Source organism: Marinirhabdus gelatinilytica, from assembly GCF_003353425.1.
GTDB classification, from domain to species: Bacteria; Bacteroidota; Bacteroidia; order Flavobacteriales; family Flavobacteriaceae; genus Marinirhabdus; species Marinirhabdus gelatinilytica.
In genome coordinates this window covers 1-18,294 of the sequence record NZ_QRAO01000004.1, presented here as the reverse complement: position 1 = coordinate 18,294, position 18,294 = coordinate 1, and the positions used below count along the sequence as shown (strand labels likewise).

Annotated in this window: 21 protein-coding genes; 9 read left to right on the top strand and 12 right to left on the bottom strand. The window is 42.3% G+C overall.

The window, feature by feature from the left end; translation table 11 throughout:
- Positions 1-16: 16 nt before the first annotated feature.
- The 6 genes from C8D94_RS11310 to C8D94_RS11285 form a co-directional block, all read right to left on the bottom strand.
- A complete protein-coding gene (locus C8D94_RS11310; protein ID WP_115124074.1) occupies positions 17-577 on the bottom strand; it encodes a phosphatase PAP2 family protein in 561 nt (186 codons plus the stop codon).
- On the bottom strand, positions 577-864 hold the full coding sequence (locus C8D94_RS11305) for a Sec-independent protein translocase subunit TatA/TatB (RefSeq protein ID WP_115124073.1): 288 nt from the start codon (positions 862-864) through the stop codon (positions 577-579). The genes C8D94_RS11310 and C8D94_RS11305 overlap by 1 nt, the downstream gene beginning before the upstream one ends.
- Before the next feature lie 107 nt (positions 865-971).
- A complete protein-coding gene (locus C8D94_RS11300; protein WP_115124072.1) occupies positions 972-3,287 on the bottom strand; it encodes a M1 family metallopeptidase in 2,316 nt (771 codons plus the stop codon).
- A 59-nt stretch (positions 3,288-3,346) separates the two neighbouring features.
- Entirely contained in the window at positions 3,347-3,853 is a 507-nt protein-coding gene (locus C8D94_RS11295) for a DUF6702 family protein (RefSeq protein WP_115124071.1), read from the bottom strand.
- Between the two features lie 51 nt (positions 3,854-3,904).
- Positions 3,905-4,684 carry a carboxypeptidase-like regulatory domain-containing protein gene (locus tag C8D94_RS11290; RefSeq protein WP_115124070.1) on the bottom strand — a complete coding sequence of 260 codons (780 nt, stop codon included), beginning with the start codon at positions 4,682-4,684 and terminating at the stop codon, positions 3,905-3,907.
- Complete coding sequence (locus C8D94_RS11285) at positions 4,674-5,495, bottom strand: carboxypeptidase-like regulatory domain-containing protein (RefSeq protein WP_115124069.1); 822 nt, start codon at positions 5,493-5,495, stop codon at positions 4,674-4,676. The genes C8D94_RS11290 and C8D94_RS11285 overlap by 11 nt, the downstream gene beginning before the upstream one ends.
- A gap of 98 nt (positions 5,496-5,593) precedes the next feature.
- Here C8D94_RS11285 and pepE point away from each other — a divergent pair, with 98 nt between their 5' ends.
- From pepE to C8D94_RS11270, 3 genes are read left to right on the top strand one after another with little or no spacing between them, the layout of a single operon-like run.
- Entirely contained in the window at positions 5,594-6,298 is a 705-nt protein-coding gene (gene pepE, locus C8D94_RS11280; RefSeq protein ID WP_115124068.1) for a dipeptidase PepE, read from the top strand.
- Positions 6,299-6,301: 3 nt separating this feature from the next.
- A complete protein-coding gene (locus C8D94_RS11275; RefSeq protein ID WP_115124067.1) occupies positions 6,302-7,048 on the top strand; it encodes a M15 family metallopeptidase in 747 nt (248 codons plus the stop codon).
- Between the two features lie 58 nt (positions 7,049-7,106).
- On the top strand, positions 7,107-7,877 hold the full coding sequence (locus tag C8D94_RS11270) for a M48 family metalloprotease (protein WP_115124066.1): 771 nt from the start codon (positions 7,107-7,109) through the stop codon (positions 7,875-7,877).
- A 52-nt stretch (positions 7,878-7,929) separates the two neighbouring features.
- Here C8D94_RS11270 and C8D94_RS11265 read toward each other — a convergent pair whose 3' ends face one another.
- Both C8D94_RS11265 and C8D94_RS11260 read right to left on the bottom strand, forming a co-directional pair.
- Positions 7,930-9,219, bottom strand: a complete 1,290-nt coding sequence (locus C8D94_RS11265) for a T9SS type A sorting domain-containing protein (protein ID WP_170134767.1) — start codon at positions 9,217-9,219, stop codon at positions 7,930-7,932.
- Positions 9,220-9,368: 149 nt separating this feature from the next.
- On the bottom strand, positions 9,369-10,928 hold the full coding sequence (locus C8D94_RS11260) for a hypothetical protein (protein WP_147278545.1): 1,560 nt from the start codon (positions 10,926-10,928) through the stop codon (positions 9,369-9,371).
- Positions 10,929-11,029: 101 nt separating this feature from the next.
- On the opposite strand from C8D94_RS11260, the gene C8D94_RS11255 reads away from it, so the two are divergent.
- From C8D94_RS11255 to C8D94_RS11230, 6 genes are all read left to right on the top strand, one after another.
- Entirely contained in the window at positions 11,030-11,272 is a 243-nt protein-coding gene (locus tag C8D94_RS11255) for a helix-turn-helix domain-containing protein (RefSeq protein WP_115124063.1), read from the top strand.
- Between the two features lie 35 nt (positions 11,273-11,307).
- Positions 11,308-12,822, top strand: a complete 1,515-nt coding sequence (gene gpmI / locus C8D94_RS11250) for a 2,3-bisphosphoglycerate-independent phosphoglycerate mutase (RefSeq protein WP_115124062.1) — start codon at positions 11,308-11,310, stop codon at positions 12,820-12,822.
- A 16-nt stretch (positions 12,823-12,838) separates the two neighbouring features.
- Positions 12,839-13,438 (top strand): TlpA family protein disulfide reductase, encoded by a 600-nt coding sequence (locus C8D94_RS11245; RefSeq protein ID WP_115124061.1) that lies wholly within the window; start codon positions 12,839-12,841, stop codon positions 13,436-13,438.
- Positions 13,439-13,532: 94 nt separating this feature from the next.
- A complete protein-coding gene (locus tag C8D94_RS11240) occupies positions 13,533-13,928 on the top strand; it encodes a BT0820 family HAD-type phosphatase (RefSeq protein WP_115124060.1) in 396 nt (131 codons plus the stop codon).
- 57 nt (positions 13,929-13,985) lie between these two features.
- Positions 13,986-14,807, top strand: a complete 822-nt coding sequence (gene map / locus C8D94_RS11235) for a type I methionyl aminopeptidase (protein ID WP_262510547.1) — start codon at positions 13,986-13,988, stop codon at positions 14,805-14,807.
- Positions 14,808-14,846: 39 nt separating this feature from the next.
- The gene (locus C8D94_RS11230; protein WP_115124059.1) at positions 14,847-15,614 is read left to right on the top strand and encodes a class I SAM-dependent methyltransferase; all 768 of its coding nucleotides are present in this window, start codon (positions 14,847-14,849) and stop codon (positions 15,612-15,614) included.
- Here C8D94_RS11230 and C8D94_RS11225 read toward each other — a convergent pair.
- The 4 genes from C8D94_RS11225 to C8D94_RS11210 all read right to left on the bottom strand — a co-directional run.
- Positions 15,588-16,628, bottom strand: a complete 1,041-nt coding sequence (locus tag C8D94_RS11225) for an FAD:protein FMN transferase (RefSeq protein WP_115124058.1) — start codon at positions 16,626-16,628, stop codon at positions 15,588-15,590. The genes C8D94_RS11230 and C8D94_RS11225 overlap by 27 nt on opposite strands.
- Positions 16,629-16,630: 2 nt before the next feature.
- Positions 16,631-16,993 (bottom strand): Na(+)-translocating NADH-quinone reductase subunit F, encoded by a 363-nt coding sequence (locus C8D94_RS11220; RefSeq protein WP_115124057.1) that lies wholly within the window; start codon positions 16,991-16,993, stop codon positions 16,631-16,633.
- Positions 16,993-17,859, bottom strand: a complete 867-nt coding sequence (locus C8D94_RS11215; protein WP_115124056.1) for a DUF4846 domain-containing protein — start codon at positions 17,857-17,859, stop codon at positions 16,993-16,995. Before C8D94_RS11215 ends, C8D94_RS11220 begins: the two co-directional genes overlap by 1 nt.
- 87 nt (positions 17,860-17,946) lie before the next feature.
- On the bottom strand, positions 17,947-18,294 hold a 348-nt coding region (locus tag C8D94_RS11210), incomplete at its 5' end, for a T9SS type A sorting domain-containing protein (RefSeq protein ID WP_147278544.1).

The window sequence follows — 18,294 nt, the reverse complement described above, 5'->3', positions numbered from 1 at the left end:
GACAAACAATATACTATTAATTTGGTATTTTTTTTATAATTTTTTTGAGGATATAATAAAAAACAATTGCAATGATTGTTCCTACTAAAGCCCCCACGAAAAGATCGCTTGGGTAATGAACGCCTACATAAATACGGCTCATAATAAAAATGAAGGGCCAGAGATATGCCAGGAAAATCCATTTCGAGTACTTCCGTATGGTAAGCACCACAAATGTAGTAACAGCAAAACTGGAGGACGCGTGTCCTGAAAAGAAACTGTAATTGGTAGGCTTTTGAAGAATACGGATTAACGTAGACAATTCTTCTACATTATTTGGGCGCAGCCTAGCCACATAGTCTTTTACCAGATTGGTGAATGTTATGGTAACAACAAATGTGATTATAGTGAAGAGTATTACCAGTAGCCCCTTTTTGAAGCCTTGGTAGTAAAATATAATCCCGAAAAAAAAGATGAACAGTGGCAACCAGGTTTCAATTTGGGTTACAAACACCCAAAAACCATCAAAACGCTCGATACCCAAACTATTTAGCCAGATAAAAAGTTCCCTGTCCCATTCTTTTAGGGTTTGGAGCATTAGAATTTTCGTTTTATGGGACCAGAGATCTCTTCAACATCTTCTTTTACCTTATCGATCTCTTGCCGAACATCTTTAGTGATGTCTATATCCAAGCCCTGTTTTTCGGCGCTCTTGGTGATTTCAGATTTGATGTCGTTGGTGGCGTCCTTAATTTGGCGCATTCCTTTTCCCAGTCCTCGAGCTATTTCGGGCATCTTATCGGCACCAAAGACCATGAGCACGATAAATAGTATAAAAGCTATTTCGGCACCGCTTATGAATAAAGGAAAAGTTACTGTAAACATAGGGTGCAAAGATACAAATTCTTAATTTCCAATTCTGATATTACGAGAAACAAAAAAAGCCCCTTCCAAAATTTGAAAGAGGCTTTTATTTGGTTTCAGTAAAAGGATTACTCTTCACCCTTCACTTCGTTTTTAAACTTATTGAACTCTCCCAGCTTCTTGCGCTTTGGCCAAGCGTTGTTCGATGTATCTATATCGGCTGTTTCTTCGTCCGGATCTACCATAATTTTGGTGATCTCCTTTTCAGAAGCAATTACTTTTCCTACTTCGGCATCGTTCTTTCTCCAAATTTGAGCTGGATAGGTAATGCGCTCTGTACTTCCATCGGCATAGGTGATCTCAGCTATGATAGGCATTGGAATTCCTCCTGGCTTCTCAAAAACCACCTCGTAGAAATATTTAGGATTTTTCATTGCCGCTCTATCTTCAGCAGGAACATTGTCCATTATATATTCCTGTAAAGTTGTAACCTCATCGAGGGTTGCGTTTTTCATCGAGGGGTCAAAATCCTCACTTCCCTCTTCCACCAAATATACCAATGGAGGCAGGTCGCTCTCTTTCATACCACGGGCTTCCATCATTTCTCTAACTTCCTTGTTCATTTTACTGGTTACATAGAATTTCTTCACTTCTTTTACGCCTATATCGGTATAATCTGTTGTGTAGAACCATGCTCTCCAGAACCAATCCAAGTCAACTGCTGAGGCATCTTCCATCGTACGGAAGAAATCCTCTGGGGTAGGGTGCTTGAACATCCATCGTTGTGAGTAGGTCTTAAATGCATAATCGAACAACTCACGCCCCATAATGGTTTCGCGAAGGATGTTCAATCCCGTAGCCGGTTTAGAATATGCATTGGCACCAAAACTATAGGTATTCAAACCTTTGGTCATGATGGGCATGATGTAGTCTTGGTCACCCGCCATATAGCCCACAATGTTTTTTGCCGGACCTCTACGGGAAGGATACTTTGTGTTGGGAGCGATTGCCTCTGGATATTTCTCGCCAAAATCCTGTTCTGCCACATACTGTACAAAGGTGTTGATACCTTCGTCCATCCACGTCCACTGGCGCTCGTCACTGTTCACGATCATTGGGTAATAGTTGTGTCCTACCTCGTGGATAACTACTCCGAACATTCCATATTTGGTTCTTTCGCTATAGTTTCCATCTTTGTCGGGACGGCCATAGTTCCAGCATATCATAGGATATTCCATCCCTTGGTTTTTTGCGTGTACCGAAATTGCCTTATGGTAAGGATAGTCGAAAGCCATTCTAGAATACGTCTCCAGGGTACTGGCCACTACTTTTGTAGACCAATCTTCCCACAATGGGTTTCCTTCTGGAGGGTATACAGAAACTGCCATGACATCACGATTGCCAATTTTTACGGCCATCATATCCCACATGTATCTTCGTGAGGTTGCAAAACCATAATCGCGAACCATTTCGGCCTTGAACTTCCAAGTTTTTGTCCCGGACGCAAAACCCTTAGAGGCTGTTTCTGCTTCTGCTTCGGTTACTATCTGTACGGGTTCTTTGTATTCTTTTTTGGCCTTTTCGTAACGGTTCATCATTGTTGAGCTGAAGACTTCCTTTCTGTTCAACAGTTCACCAGTTGCATCCAAAACATGGTCTGCGGGTACGGTAATATTTACTTCAAAGTCGCCAAAAGGAAGCGCAAATTCATCACGTCCCCAAAACTGACTGTTCTGCCACCCCTCTACATCGCTGTACACAGCCATACGTGGGTAGAACTGGGCAATAACATACCCTTTGTTTCCATCTTCAAATACTTCGTATCCACTTCTGGCACGGTCTACAGTGTGGTCTGGAATGTTGTACCACCATTTTATAGAAAAGGTAAACTTATCTCCTGTTTCCATTGCTTCAGGCAAATCTATGCGCATCATCGTACGGTTAATGGTATGGGGCAAGGGGTTTCCAGACTTGTCTTTTACGTAGTCTATCTTAAAACCACCATCAAAGCCTGCTCCCATATACTTGCCTACAAAACTACTGGCAAGCTCAGCAGGGGTTGCTCCACTGGGCTCGATAAGTGGCGATTTTGAATCTCGCGCACGAACGTTCTGGTCCAACTGCACCCAAAGGTATTCCAACTCATCTGGAGAATTATTGGTATAAGTAATTGTTTCGGTCCCGTAAAGTCTTGACGTTTTATCGTCCAGGATAAGGTCCATCTCATAATCTGCCCGTTGTTGGTAATATTGTGGTCCAGGGGCACCGTTAGGAGAGCGATACACATTGGGCGTGGAAAACTCTTCGTACAATTGCTTAAAGCGATTATTGTTATAATGTCCAGGCTTGCGGGCCTCGTCTTTTTCAACATCACCATCTTGTGCATAGGCCATTCCCGCTGTTAGGAACAAAGCGATCAAGGAAAGGTATTTAACTAATTTCATGTGTTATTGTTTATTTTTTGAAAGGTTTAAAAATACTTGTTATAAAGGGTTTAGGCGTACTATTGATTGAAATTTAACAATCCTTTAGGGTTTTGGTTTTCCAAAATCAAACTTCGGCGTGTGTCGCCATTTCTTATGTGCACTATATTTTGCTGATCGGTAAACATATCGAACAATACTTGGTTCTCTATCTCTATAGTTTTCAGGGTTGGGACATTGGGTATTTCTATATAGATCTTTACCACGTCAATATCGTACTCCCTACCAATATAGTTAAGCGTTGCCGGGGTTCCGTTCGCTTTGACTTTTAATTTTTGAAACACGTAATCCTTTAGTATCAATTCGTCCTCTTCTTTTTCTTTTTGGGAGTTGAACTTGAATTTCCTGTTATATCGTTTCTCCAGGGCATCTTCAATATCATCCAAGAAAATTTTTGTAATGATTTGCAAGCTCTCCTCTTTGGGCGCATGCTCAATACTGGTAATGCTCACATAAAATTTATGGTCTACTGAAGAGGTGAGCAGGGGAACTAAAAAAAGAACTAAGGCAGTTTTAAGAAATTTCATCGCTATTTTTAACTGATATGTGACGTAGTTTAGGCCAAATTGTTACAAGAATTATTCCCTTTTTGTTGTTTCTGTTTGTAGTCTGGAAACGTAAATAGGCGCTTGTTCTTTAAAGATATCCTGCACAATGCCGTTGTTTTCGTTGTTAAAATCTTTCTGAAGGCTTGTAGTTTCTATACAGAACAATATGAAATCGTATGTTCTATCTTTAGGAATTTCATAAGCTTCTTCTAAAAAATCTTCGTCAAACGCATATAGAATACGTGCTACCGTATTGTTTTGGGCTTCCCATTTCCGCTTTATCTTGAGTTTTTTATAGTAGCCGGACAAGTGCTTGTACAGTGCCTCAAAATCCACATGAGTGGGGCCAATAGTCTGTCCCAAAACAGTGGGTATTTTTTCTTCGGGTTCTCCTTGAAAGCCGGGAATACCCAAATCGAAAAAATTTATGGGGCGTTCCACTTTTATACCCTCTGTATCCTTGGTGAGATCTCCCGAAAGATTTGACCCTAAGAACACCTCATCCAATTGATTTACGAGTTTCTCCAGCGTTACCACTACAATGCCACTCTCTACAATGGCCTGTGTAACCTCAACCTTTTGAGGTAGATAATGTACCGAAGAAAACACCAATGTATCACTTACCTTTGCACGTATCGAGAAATTCCCGAAGGCATCGGTAACGCTATTGTTACGGGAATTGTTGTTGAGTACATGGATGCCTTCAATATCTTCAAGATTGGTAACCTTTCCCTGTAATGTAGTAGTTTGTGCGGCAATTTTTGCAGCAATAAAAAAAACACAAAAGACAATGGTGAGATTAGTCTTCATGTTGTGATCGCTCTTTGTACAATACACTTTGCTCCAACAGCACCTCCATGAGTTCTATTTCATTTTCAGGTTTTAGTAAGTAAGGCTGTATGGCATTGTCTTGTGCAAAATAGATAAAGTCGTCCACTTTTTCGGTGGGGATGCCTAATGTTTCAGTATAATAAGTAGTACTGAACCGTTGTTGTAAAGCGGTTACCAATACTTGGCCGTTGTTCAACTTTTCAGCGGGAGTGTTTTTATCTTTATTTTTCAGCAACAAACCCGCAATGCCGGCAATGATATTACCAAAATTGGCACCGTACTGCAAACCGCCCGTACCCAAGGCATCTTGGGCCGCATTCCCTTCTACTTTGGAGAGCTTATCTGGCGTAAATGTATAATCGAAAGTTATGGTTTCATAGGAAAGATCGTAATTGGGCACCTCAAATACCGGAAGCCTTTTTACGTCCACTTCTACATTTCCGGAAAGATCGTATGGCCTCACGACAACCTCTTCCAACTGGTTGATGGCAGGGTTCATAAGAATGCGCATTGTTTTTTTATCCACAACGCCTTGGTCCACTACCACCGTAAAGGGTTGAAACTGCAATGCGGTGATTAACACCCTATCATTTGCGGCGACTTTCAGGGTAAATTTACCCTCAGCATCTGTAGTGGTTCCTTTTTGTGAAGATGTATTGTAAACGCTTATCTGTTCCTTTTCATCTCCCACAGGTACAATAATTTCACCTTGTACTTCAACACGTTCAGTTTGTTGTGAAAATGCTGCAATAGTGAAAAAGATCCCACAAAAAAGAAACAAGTTTTTCATATACTAAAGATACGGCAGTTTTTTTAAAAGTCGAAAATAATCGCAAGCTTTGTACAGTTAGTATAGAGACGAAATAAAACCCAGCACATTTCAACAGCATGAAAAACCTTATTGTTGCTAGTACCTCAACCCTACATCAAGGTAGCTATTTGGACTACTTATTACCCGAATTGGAACACCTATTTTCCCAATCGGAGGAAATACTGTTTATGCCCTATGCAAGACCCGGTGGTATTTCGCATGACCAATATACTGCGAAGGCAGCCGATGTATTCAAGAAAATTAACAAAAAGGTTGTAGGTGTCCACACGTTTGATGATCCCGGGGAAGCCATTAAAAATGCCCAAGCGATCTTCACGGGTGGCGGCAATACTTTTGTACTTGTAAATGCGCTGCATCAATTAGGGCTGATGCAAGTGCTACGGGAGGCTATTTTTAAGGGCACCCCATATTTGGGGACGAGCGCCGGAAGTAATATTTGCGGCCCTAGCATGATGACGACCAACGATATGCCCATAGTGTATCCCCCAAGTTTTAAGACCTTGGGCGTGCTACCGTTTAACGTCAATCCACATTATCTCGATCCAGACCCCAATAGCAAGCATATGGGCGAGACACGGGAGACGCGCATCAAGGAGTTCCATACCCAGAACACCGTACCCGTAATTGGACTGCGGGAAGGAAGTTGGCTACGGGTACGAGCTGAAAAAATTGTGTTGCAGGGCGTACTTTCGGCCAGGGTTTTTGAAAAAGATAAAACAGCCTATGAGATAGAAAGTGGCACCCAAATTGATTATTTTTAGGCCATGAAACGAAAAGAATTCATTCAACAGAGCTTGGTTGCAACCCTAGGTTTAACTTTAATTCCCTCGCTGGGTTTTTCTTCTGAAATTATACAAACATTTACCCGCTCCCAACTCATTGGTAAAGGCAATCCGGATATTGTGGGGGGTAGCTACACCAGCAAAATGCACAAGGACGCCAAAGAAGCTTTCAAAAAAATGAAAGCTGCCGCTGCCGAAGCCGGTATCTCCATTGAGGTAGTTTCTGCCTACCGAAGCTTTCAGCGCCAGAAAGAAATTTTTGAGGGCAAGTACAACCGCTTTACCAAACAGGGCCTCTCGCCCACCCAAGCCATCGAAAAGATTATTGAATACTCCACTATCCCCGGGACTTCCCGCCACCACTGGGGCACCGATATTGACATTATTGACGGCGGTGCCTCCCCACGCCCCAAGAGTGTACTACAACCCGAGCTGTTCCATGGGAAAGGTCCTTTTTGTAAATTGAAGGAATGGTTGGATAAAAATGCCAAAAGCTTTGGTTTCTTTGAAGTATATACAGACAATGCCAACCGGAAGGGTTTTAAATACGAACCATGGCACTTTAGCTATGCACCGGTCTCTGTCCCCATGCTCCAAGAGTACAGAAAACTGGACGTAAAGCAAATCCTCTTGGAAGAAAAAATAAAGGGAGCCAATCATTTTAGCGATGCTTTTATTGAAAAATACCGTACTGAAAACATCTTGGACATCAACCCAAAATTACTTTAGCAAACACTCCATACACTAAGCAGAACATTTCGTATCTTAGATTCTTAAAAGTCAACCTATGAGAGGAAGTTGGAAACTCAGGATATTGATTGGCGTACTCATTGCCGGTTTTGGTTTGGTGCGCTATTGCTCTTCTATGGAGGAAAATCCTTATACGGGCACTACCCAGGCCATCTCCATGGACCCCAAGGAAGAGATTGCCATTGGGCTTGCCAACGCCCCCAAGATGATCGAGGAATACGGAGGTATGTATCAGGACCAACGCTTGCAGAACTATGTAGATATGGTAGGTCAAAAATTGGTCGAAAATACCGTTGCCACACAAACTCCCTATCAATATGAATTCCACTTACTGGCAGATCCGCAGACCATCAACGCGTTTGCACTGCCGGGAGGGCAAATTTTTATCACCTATGCACTTTATAGTAAATTACAGAACGAAGACCAACTGGCAGGTGTACTGGGCCACGAAATAGGTCATGTAATAGGCCGCCACAGTAGCGAACGTATTGCGAACACACAAGTTTGGCAAACCGTAGCGCAAGGAGCCGAAGTGGGCGTGGGCGCAGGAAGTGCTGTTTCACAAATTGGGATGACCACCCTACTCTCCAACGGCCGTGACGACGAGCTGGAAAGTGACGACCTGGGCGTTCGGTTTATGATCAAAGCAGGTTACAATCCCAACGAGATGATTGGCGTGATGCAAATATTAAAAGCAGCCGCTGGACCAAGCCGTGTCCCAGAATTTCAAAGTACCCACCCAGACCCTGAAAACCGCATGGAACAAATTAAGGAAAGTATCAGGAAATATGGTGGGGTGGTAGAATAGTTTAATGTAGCATAAAATTGAAGATCCTAAGTATCTATAAATTAGAGCAATTTTATTTTTTAATAAACTTCCTGACTGTCTTTTTAGCCTGTGTATCTGTTAAGCTTACAAAATATACTCCACTGGATAACTGGGATATATCTATTGCTTTACTGTGATAGTCCTGTTGTAATACAATCTTTCCCTGTACACTGTAGATTGTTACGTTGTTAAAAGTTGTATAGCTTGCATGTTCAATGAAAAGCTCGGTCTGTGTGGGATTGGGATATAATGTGACACCGCCCTGAACCCGTTGTTCTCCTACTCCAAGAATGGTCTGGTTCTCGTACCAAACCACCTTGTTGTTGTTCTGGGAAGCAGCAAAAACATCCAGATCGCCGTCACTGTCTATATCGGCGGCATAGACTTCGCGAGTTAACTGTAGTTCATCGCCAATGATCAACTTACCCCCAAAAGTACCTTGGCCGTCCAAATTTTCACTCCACGCAATTTGTGAGTTTTCAATAGTACTATTTGGTGTTGAACTGTACAAAACATCTATATCTCCATCATTATCTAAATCTCCACAAAAAATAGAAGTACAACTTAATGCTTCATTAGTGATTATTTGTTGTGGGCCAAATGCACCAAGACCATCAAGGTTTTCGTGCCAAGCTACCCTATCCTCAGCATTTGTAGTACCCACTATATCCAAATCCCCATCACCATCCATATCTGCACAAAACACATCGGCTACATATAATGCCTCCCCAGCAACTATTTTTTTGGGACCAAAATTCCCTAATCCATCCTCATTCTCAAACCAAGAAATAGTTACGTCTCCTCCAGAATTTGCTACAACATCCAAATCACCATCACCATCAATATCTGCTGGAAAAACAGAGCGACAAGCCAATTGTACGTTGGAGATTACTCGTAAAGATCCAAAATTGCCCTGACCATCTAGATTCTCGTACCATACAGCCCTAGAGTCATCAGATATGGCTGCAACAAGATCCAGATCGCCATCACCATCAAGGTCTGCGGGTATTGCCTCATATGCATTATCTGCATTGTCATCTATAATTTGTTGGGGGCCAAAATTTCCTTCACCATCTAAATTCTCCTGCCAGTAAAATGTATCTTCAAAAATCTGTGCCACGACAATATCATTGTCACCATCTCCATCCAGGTCTCCAGCGTGTATTCTTCTAACTTCATCCGAAGGTGTTATAGGATTAACAGAACCAAAAGTACCCAAGCCATCTTCATTCTTAAACCAAGCAACTTCGTTGGAAGAGCGTGCGCCAGTAAGTGCATCTAAAAAACCATCTCCATCCAAATCTGCAATTATAATAGACACAGGTAGTCCTGTATCTTTACTGATTAACTGTTCTGGTCCAAACTGGGAAAACATTGGAATAGCGAAAAGAAAAAAAAATAATTTTAAGTAGTCCATTGCAATAGAATATAATTGCGGGAGCCGTGGACTCCCGCTTGCTTATTAATAAATCAATTATGTTTTTGTACAACTGTCTGGTCTGTAGTACCATCGTCGTATGTTTTATCTATGGTATAGAGCCCTGGGCTAAGATTGTCTATTAAGAGTGGGTTGTTTATCTGCGTAGAATCTTGCGCTGTCGTAGTATAATTACCATTAAAGACCCCATCGTTAAATTCGGTCACACTACCGCTGGTAGCTATACCCTGCCTATCCCAGCATTTGCGCACGGGATTGTTCATATAGGGAGCCAACTGGGCTATCTCTATTGCTTTGTGGTTGGGATGGGTTATGGTACTATAATCTGTCTCGTCCTTGGAAATAACGGTAGCTACCCCATTATTGCCATTATAACTAAAGGATATATCGGAATAATCTGATGGCAATGGGTAGTCGCAGCAGCATGGCCTAAAGATATAATCAAATCCTGGTTGAAACAAAGGTAATGGATAGGTCTCTGGATCATTGGCATCAGGATCGTACGCTCCAGCATAAGGTTCAAACAAAGAGGCTATTCCATCAACATTCATAGCACTGGTAAGGTCCGGATCCTGCTGTATCGTCTCGCGCATACGGTGTCCCTGTCCGGCCGTAATGTAATCGGTCGCACAGGGGTAAGCATCACTCATGTTGTTGATTACGTCTTCGTGCGATATTTCGTATTCTACCCCTATTTCATCTTCTTCCATTCCAGTATACAAACAATCTCCACTGGAAGTGCCATAATCAATATACGGGTATATACTCTGGCCATTTGGTCCCGTCTTACGATAGCAAGTATTTGCAGCGGTATCCACCACCTCATCATCTGCGGTCTCTGCATTAAAATCTAGATTTAAGGAGCCATTTAACAAATATTTTGTCCTTGTGGTGTGTTCCATATCGGAACATCCATTCCCTTTAGCACGGGTATGGTGAAGCCCCAACGCATGTCCCATTTCATGCAAGGTAGTGAGCTTATCTATTTTCATTACCAACATATTACTGCCCACACCTCTTGCTGCTCCTCCAAATTCTGATGCATATGGCACATAAATGTTTAGTGCATTGGGATGTTTGAAATGGGTATTGGCCCAATTAAAAAAATTGCTTATTTGACATCTTCCAATAATACCATAGCCATTTGGATCAAATTGGCCGGGATATGGATTACACTCCCATTGCTCCAACAAAGAATTATATTCATACTCAACCAAAGGCAAATCACTAGGAGTATTTATTTCACCATATCCTATATATTTTAAGAATATATTGAATTGATTAAAATGCATATTCAATGCCGCAATACTTTCCAATAAATTATCCTCACTAAAGGTAACATTTCCATAGCTTCCATCTGGAGCTTTCACTTGCCAGTAATAGACATTTAATACTAAGGGTTCTTCGGTTGCGGTGTCTATAACATCCGCAGTATAACTGTAGTTACCATTAAAATTGGGATTATTGAAGTCCAGTGTTCCGCATTCGTCATAAATAGTTTGTGCAAACATAGAGAAACTATTTGCCATAAAAATACATAAAAAGAGGGAGAACATTCTAAATCCTCTCCCCAGAAGATTTAAATTTTTCATTGGTATAAAATTTTAAAAGTTTGTACCTAAATATAGTAGAAATATTTTAATTCGGTTAAATATAGCCGAATTAAAATTAAGCAAAGCAAAAACTTTATGGCTTGAAAAATCAAGTCCATATAGATTTTTTAGTTGCTTTTGGCAAACACCTAAAAAAAGTCCGGAAGCAACATAATATTTCGAGAGTGCAGCTGGCTTACGAGATTGGCACTCACGAAAAACAACTGCGCTTAATTGAAAAGGGTGAAATTAATACCGGTATCTTGAGTATCCATAAAATTGCAACAGTACTTGATCTTGAACCAAAAGCACTATTGGATTTTCGGTATCCAGATACAACTTAGGTCTATAGCATTGCAAGTTTCCTTACCTTTGCCCCATGGAAAAAAAAGTACTCCTTATGATCCTCGATGGCTGGGGGATTACCCAAAACCCCGAGGTTTCAGCTGTCGCACAAGCCAACACCCCTTTTATAGATTCGGTCTCCAAAAAGTATCCCACCGCACAACTGTTAACCCACGGTATGAACGTGGGGCTGCCAGAAGGCCAAATGGGCAACAGCGAGGTGGGGCACATCAACTTGGGAGCTGGGCGTATTGTGTACCAAGACCTTGCAAAAATAAATTTGGCACTCCAAGAAAACACGTTGCGTGACGAAACTGTCTTAAAAGATGCGTTTCAGTATGCAAAGAACAACCATAAAAACGTTCATTTTTTGGGCTTGGTGAGCAAGGGCGGGGTACATTCCCACCTAAACCATCTAAAAGGATTGCTCACAGCAGCTTCAGAAAATGAACTGGAACATGTCTACGTGCACGCTTTTACCGATGGTAGGGATGTAGATCCCAAGAGCGCGGTACAAGATATTGCAGAACTACAGGAACATCTTGTTGCAACTACTGGAAAACTGGCTTCGATAGTGGGGCGCTATTACGCCATGGACCGTGACAAACGCTGGGAACGGGTAAAAAAAGCATACGATCTATTGGTGTACGGAAAAGGCAGCCCTTCAACAAATATCATTGAAAGTATTACTGAAAGCTACGATAATGGAGTTACTGATGAATTTATCGAACCCATCTTTCTTTCTGAAAACGACAAGCCCACCGCCACGATAGAAAAAGACGATGTTGTTATTTTCTTCAATTTTAGGACAGATCGCGGACGACAGCTCACACAGGTACTCTCACAGGAAAATTTTGAAGAATTTGGCATGCACCGTTTGCCGCTGTATTACGTAACCCTTACAAATTACGACCAAAGCTTTAAGGATATTCAGGTGGTTTTCAACAAAGAAGATGTGAAGGATACCCTGGGCGAGACACTTGCGCGCTACGGAAAAAAACAAATCAGGATTGCCGAAACTGAAAAATACCCACACGTTACCTTTTTCTTTAACGGTGGTAGAGAAATTCCCTTTGAGGGCGAGAAGAGAATTTTATGCCCTTCGCCAAAAGTAGCTACCTACGATTTAAAACCAGAGATGAGTGCTTACGAAATACGGGATAAAATAATTCCAGAGATTAAAGCAAAATCAGCAGATTTTATCTGCCTCAACTTTGCCAATCCAGATATGGTAGGGCATACTGGGGTGCTATCGGCAGCCATTACGGCTTGCGAAACCGTGGACAGTTGCACAAAAAGTATCGTGGAAACCGCTTTGGAGCAAGACTACACAACTTTGATTATTGCAGATCACGGGAACAGTGAGACCATGCGCAACCCGGACGGCTCACCCAACACGGCTCACACTACCAATCCCGTCCCGCTCATTGTGGTAGATAAGGATATACAAGAAATCCAATCGGGCGTTTTGGGCGATGTGGCCCCAACCATTCTGAAATTAATGGGTATCCCAAAACCCGAAGCCATGACACAACATTCATTACTCTAAAAAAAAAAAATCGACTATGAAATACCTATTGACTGTCTTTACCTTAATTTCAGTACTAGCCTGTAAAAACGCTGCTGAAAAGCCTTCAGAAGAAACTGATAATAGTTCCGAAGAAAAAATTGAATACACCCTTACCAAGGAAGTGAACAACGAGTTTGACGACCCCGAAGAGGAAGGTAAAATGCTTCTAGGGAAAGTAAACAGAAACGGATTAACAAACGCACCCTACAACGAATGGTTTACCGAGAGCCAGACCAACCACACCTTGGATACGGTGGCAGTAGACAGCCTGAAACCTTTGCTGGATGATACCAAAGTAAGCGTTTTTATGGGCACCTGGTGCGAGGACAGCCAGCGTGAGGTTCCTGCACTGTACAAAATTTTGGATGCGGCAGATTATAATTTTGAAAACTTCAGCATCATTGCTGTATCTCACGACAAAGACACCCCTAACCAGCTGGAAAAAGGAGCCAATATCGAGTATGTGCCTACTATTCTATTCATAAAAAATGGCGACACATTGAACCGTATTGTTGAATATGCCCACAAGACCCTAGAACAGGATATGCTCACTATTTTGCAAGGAAAGGAATACACCCCGGCCTACTCTGAATAACAGCAAGCCATTTTTATGAAAGACCGTTATTCGCACAGGCACAAAGGATAATCCTTATTTTTCTTTGTATTTTTGCCGTCCAATTCAAAAGTTTATGAACGAGACCCTTACCATCGCGGTAGATTTTGACGGAACGATTGTGGAAGACGCCTACCCAAAAATCGGGAAGCCTCAGTTATTCGCTTTCGATACCCTTAAAAAATTACAACAGCAAGGGCACCGCCTCATTTTATGGACTTATCGTCATGGGCGTACACTGGATGAAGCTGTTGCATTCTGCAAGGAAAATGGAATTACTTTTTACGCCGTGAACAAAAGCTTTCCGGAAGAAGAATTTGACGAAAAATACAGCCGTAAAATAAACGCAGATATATTTATAGACGATAGGAATATTGGCGGGCTCATGGGCTGGGGGGAAATTTATCAAACGCTCCTTAAAGAAGAAGCCCCCTCTACCCATAAAAAGAAAAAAGGATGGTTCGGGTTTTAATATTCTAATAACCCCTCCCCTTTTGACCCCTTCAAACAAAAACACAAGAAAGAAACAGTGAGCAATAAAAAGATAATACCCAAAACAGCCGAAGAAATAGCCTTAATGCGAGAAGCAGCCCTAGTAGTATCTAAAACATTGGGGATGCTTGCCAAGGAAGTAAAACCGGGCATTACCACCAACAAACTGAACGACCTTGCCGAAGCTTATATAAGGGAGCAAGATGCTACCCCCGGTTTTTTGGGATTGTACGATTGTCCCTCTACCCTGCTCACTAGCGTAAACCAGGCCGTAGTTCACGGCCTCCCTACAGATGTTCCCTTACAGGAAGGCGACATAGTTGCCATAGACTGTGGTGCCATAAAGCAAGGTTTTTATGGGGATCATGCCTATACTTTCGAGGTGGGAGAAGTAGCGCCAGAAACCAAGAAGTTGCTGGAAGTAACCAAAAATTCGTTGTACCTGGGCATCAAAGAATTTAAGCACGGAAACCGAGTGGGCGATATAGGGTATGCCATCCAAAACTATTGCGAGTCCCACGGGTATGGTGTGGTTCGTGAGTTGGTAGGCCACGGCTTGGGGACCCAATTGCACGAAGCTCCAGAAATACCCAACTATGGGAAGCGCGGTAGAGGAAAAAAATTCGTGGAAGGGATGACCATTGCCATTGAACCCATGATCAATCTGGGAACCCATCGTGTAAAGCAGTTAAAGGACGGATGGACTATAGTGACACGGGACGGCAAACCCAGCGCCCATTTTGAACACGACGTAGCACTAGTCCACGGTGAACCCAAATTGCTTTCTACCTTCGATTATGTATACGAAGCCCTAGGTATTGAGAGTGACGAGGAGGATACGTTTAGGTTTGACGGTTAACTTTCTGTAACTTTAAACACTTATTTAGACCGCAACAGTTTGAGCAAAATTTTTAAAAAGGCATTGAACACTATTCCACGACCGTTGCTCATTAGGTTAAGCTACCTCGCACGTCCTTTTGTTGCTTTTTTCCTTAGAGGCAACAAATATACCGATCCCATTGATGGCAACTCCTACCGGAAATTTCTGCCGTATGGCTACGAAAAAGTGCGTGAAAATGTATTGGCGCCTGGCACATTATCGCTAGAGCGGCACAGGCTCTTTTGGCTCTACCTTAAAAATGAAACCTCCTTTTTTTCTGAAAAATTACGGGTGCTCCATTTTGCGCCAGAGCAAGCGTTCTTGAAACGTTTCAGAACATTGAAAAACATTACCTATACCACAACAGATCTTAATTCACCCATCGCCGATGTAAAAGCAGACATTTGCAACCTTCCTTTTAAAGACAATAGTTTCGATTTTATGATCTGTAACCACGTGCTGGAGCATATCCCGGACGATACAAAAGCCATGAAAGAATTGTACAGGGTACTTGCTCCAAATGGCACTGCAATTGTACAAGTTCCCTACGACCGTAACCGCACCACTACTTTTGAGGACAATAGCATTACAGACCCAAGAGAACGGGCTGCTATTTTTGGACAGTACGACCATGTACGTGTATACGGAATGGATTATTTTGACAAGCTGCAATCCGTAGGTTTTAAAGTAGATAGCGTAGATTACACTGCAAAACTTTCAGAAAAAGAAGTTGAAAAATACAGGCTCCCAAAAGGAGAACTACTCCCCGTTTGCCGCAAGGTTTGACACTAATTGTTTTTTAAAACCATCGGTAATAAATTGGCCCTGTTCCTCTCCTTCCAGTTCTTCTGAAGAATACGTAAGGAAGGCTTCAACACCCTCAATCTCTTCCAATAATTTTTTAGAGCGTTCCAGCCCCATCGCCATAAACGCTGTGGCATAGGCGTCTGCAAGGGCGCAGGTGGGCGCAAGGACGGTGGCACTGGTTACGTTGCTCTCTTCTGCAAAACCAGTAAGGGGGTTTATGGTGTGCACATATTTCTGGCCCGTCCGTGGGTTGATCCTGAACTTCCTATAATTTCCAGAAGAGGCCATGCCTGTATTATTTAGATATACAGTGGCAAGGTAGCTCCGGTTTTCAAGTTGAGAATCTACTGCCTCTATACCGGCTATCCAATATTGATCTTTTTTCAAGTTTTTGCCTTTGGCCAGTAGTTCGCCACCCAGTTCTATAATATAACTTGATACTCCCTGAGCTTCCAAGAACTGGCCTATTTTATCAATTCCGTAGCCTTTTGCCACCGCATTAAAGTCGAAATATATTTCAGGATACCGCTTTTCAATCTTCCCATTCTCCAATAAAGCTACTTTTTTGAACCCTACATATCTACGTAGGGAATCTAAAACCGTACTATCAATCTCGGTGACCGGGGCCATATCGCCAAAGCCATAGGCGTTTCGCAAGGTTCCCACAGTGGGGTCAAAATAACCTTCAGAATTTGTGTACACTCTTTCAGAAATTTTATACACTTCTTTAAATATTTCATCTACCACAACCGTTGTATCCCCTTGGTTAATCTTGGATATATCACTTTGGGGCATATAGGTGTTCACCGAATTGTTTACCATCGCCAAGATAGAATCCAAACCTCTTTCGGCATCAAAACCTCTTTCGGAAAAGTATTGAATGGTATAGGTTGTACCAAAAGCATCACCCTGAAGCACTGTTGCTTCTGGTGTTTTTTCGGCACAAGAGACCAACATAAAAACCGAAAGTAAGAAAATGGAGAAGTATTTCATAATTAGGATATTTCCTGCAAGCCGTTATACACCATAGTGTAATCCTCGTCCTTTATCACTGGTTTTGCATAGTCTGTCCCGTGGCCCAGGCCAACGCCAGCATAATAGGTTTTCGCTTCAAATTTATCGGCGTGCTCCTTCATAGTCTGCATCAGGACAGGATCGTACACATTAGCATCTTGTGGATACCGTACAGCCCTCACAATTACAAAATGTAGGTCTTTGTTTTTCAATGCAACAAACTGCGGATCTTTCTTCAATTTTGAATTGACTCCCAAAAACTCAAATCCTTTATCCTCAAGGTCCTTGCCCACTATGTTCATAGCAAGGTTATGTAGTTCTTGTTCGGTAAGGGGTAATGCCATTATTTGAAGCGTAAAAATTTAGTTTGGTCAAAATAATACGTTGGGATTTCCAGAAAGGCGTCCTTCTCTATATGGTACCAGGGGCTTATGGTTGCATCGTTTAGGTTTTTGAGTACATGGACGCTCTGTGCTGGTGTATTTCCCTGCGCTAAAATAAACAAAATTTCACCGTTGGCATTGGTAGCCTTGTCTGCAATCATTACAATATGTCCTGGAAACCCAGGCTTCACCACCATATCGCCCACCTCAAGATTTTTTACCGAAGCGACCTCTGGAAGTTCGTCGTACAATGATTGGGTTCCAGAATAGGTATATATCAGGTTTAGATATTTATAAAAATTCTCTTTGGAATGATTCGTTTGTGCTGTTTTGCTGAAGGTAACCTTGTTACCATTTACTTTTGGGCGATACCCATTAGCGTATTCAGTCCAAGAACAGTAGTGACCCGAAGTGAAATTAAAACCAATCTCATCTTTTCGGTTTTGCTCCCAAAGATACTCCGCACGTAACCTGATGAGTGCATCGGCACATTGCTGAAGACCATTTGAAGGAACAGGAACCTCCAAAATACCCACATGGCCCTTTTGATATAAATAATCTTTGCCATCATAATTCACAATCTTGGAACCATAAGGCTTTAAAGCGTACTGCTGAATATAGTTAGAAAAAGATTTTTCCAGGTACTGCACTCTATTGAAAGTTTCCGGAACAAGAACCCTCGAAGCAATTGTCTCCCCCTCTTTTTGAATATAATCTGGAGCAACAACATAACTTAACGCTACATTCTTTACAACTTTTCCTTTTTTGGTGAAGAAAAATACAGCAACAATCCCTACAAAAAATACCCCTAAAACAAAACGTTTCATCTTTTACTAACTCAAAATCTTAAAAGATATTTTAATAAGAAAGCGCCCTATCTCTAGGGCGCTTGTATTTCTCTTCCAAAATAAGGTCTATTTCTTGACCACTTTCTTGGTCACCTTGCCTCTTTCGGTAGTTATCTCCACGAAGTACACCGCAGCCCCAAGGCCGGACATATCCAGCTGGTGGCCCAGTGCCCCGCCAAGATCCTCCTGCACCACTGCACGGCCCAGCACATCGTACACCCTGATGGAGTCCAGGCCAACGGTCGTGCCCACGATGTGAAGCGTCCCGCTGGTGGGGTTGGGATATACCGCTATGTCCCCTGCTCCTATATCACCCGTGCCCAGCTGTGGGTCGCGCTCGAAGAGCACCGTGAACCTGCGGTCCTGGTTCGCCTTGTTGCTCCTGAAGGTATAGTCCCCCTGGGTGAGGTCTGT

Excerpts from the sequence above, each read along its gene's own strand:
- C8D94_RS11310 (WP_115124074.1), bottom strand. The coding sequence starts at position 577 with ATGCTCCAAACCCTAAAAGAATGGGACAGGGAACTTTTTATCTGGCTA.
- C8D94_RS11305 (WP_115124073.1), bottom strand. The coding sequence starts at position 864 with ATGTTTACAGTAACTTTTCCTTTATTCATAAGCGGTGCCGAAATAGCT.
- C8D94_RS11300 (WP_115124072.1), bottom strand. The coding sequence starts at position 3,287 with ATGAAATTAGTTAAATACCTTTCCTTGATCGCTTTGTTCCTAACAGCG.
- C8D94_RS11295 (WP_115124071.1), bottom strand. The coding sequence starts at position 3,853 with ATGAAATTTCTTAAAACTGCCTTAGTTCTTTTTTTAGTTCCCCTGCTC.
- C8D94_RS11290 (WP_115124070.1), bottom strand. The coding sequence starts at position 4,684 with ATGAAGACTAATCTCACCATTGTCTTTTGTGTTTTTTTTATTGCTGCA.
- C8D94_RS11285 (WP_115124069.1), bottom strand. The coding sequence starts at position 5,495 with ATGAAAAACTTGTTTCTTTTTTGTGGGATCTTTTTCACTATTGCAGCA.
- pepE (WP_115124068.1), top strand. The coding sequence starts at position 5,594 with ATGAAAAACCTTATTGTTGCTAGTACCTCAACCCTACATCAAGGTAGC.
- C8D94_RS11275 (WP_115124067.1), top strand. The coding sequence starts at position 6,302 with ATGAAACGAAAAGAATTCATTCAACAGAGCTTGGTTGCAACCCTAGGT.
- C8D94_RS11270 (WP_115124066.1), top strand. The coding sequence starts at position 7,107 with ATGAGAGGAAGTTGGAAACTCAGGATATTGATTGGCGTACTCATTGCC.
- C8D94_RS11260 (WP_147278545.1), bottom strand. The coding sequence starts at position 10,928 with ATGAAAAATTTAAATCTTCTGGGGAGAGGATTTAGAATGTTCTCCCTC.
- gpmI (WP_115124062.1), top strand. The coding sequence starts at position 11,308 with ATGGAAAAAAAAGTACTCCTTATGATCCTCGATGGCTGGGGGATTACC.
- C8D94_RS11245 (WP_115124061.1), top strand. The coding sequence starts at position 12,839 with ATGAAATACCTATTGACTGTCTTTACCTTAATTTCAGTACTAGCCTGT.
- C8D94_RS11240 (WP_115124060.1), top strand. The coding sequence starts at position 13,533 with ATGAACGAGACCCTTACCATCGCGGTAGATTTTGACGGAACGATTGTG.
- C8D94_RS11225 (WP_115124058.1), bottom strand. The coding sequence starts at position 16,628 with ATGAAATACTTCTCCATTTTCTTACTTTCGGTTTTTATGTTGGTCTCT.
- C8D94_RS11220 (WP_115124057.1), bottom strand. The coding sequence starts at position 16,993 with ATGGCATTACCCCTTACCGAACAAGAACTACATAACCTTGCTATGAAC.
- C8D94_RS11215 (WP_115124056.1), bottom strand. The coding sequence starts at position 17,859 with ATGAAACGTTTTGTTTTAGGGGTATTTTTTGTAGGGATTGTTGCTGTA.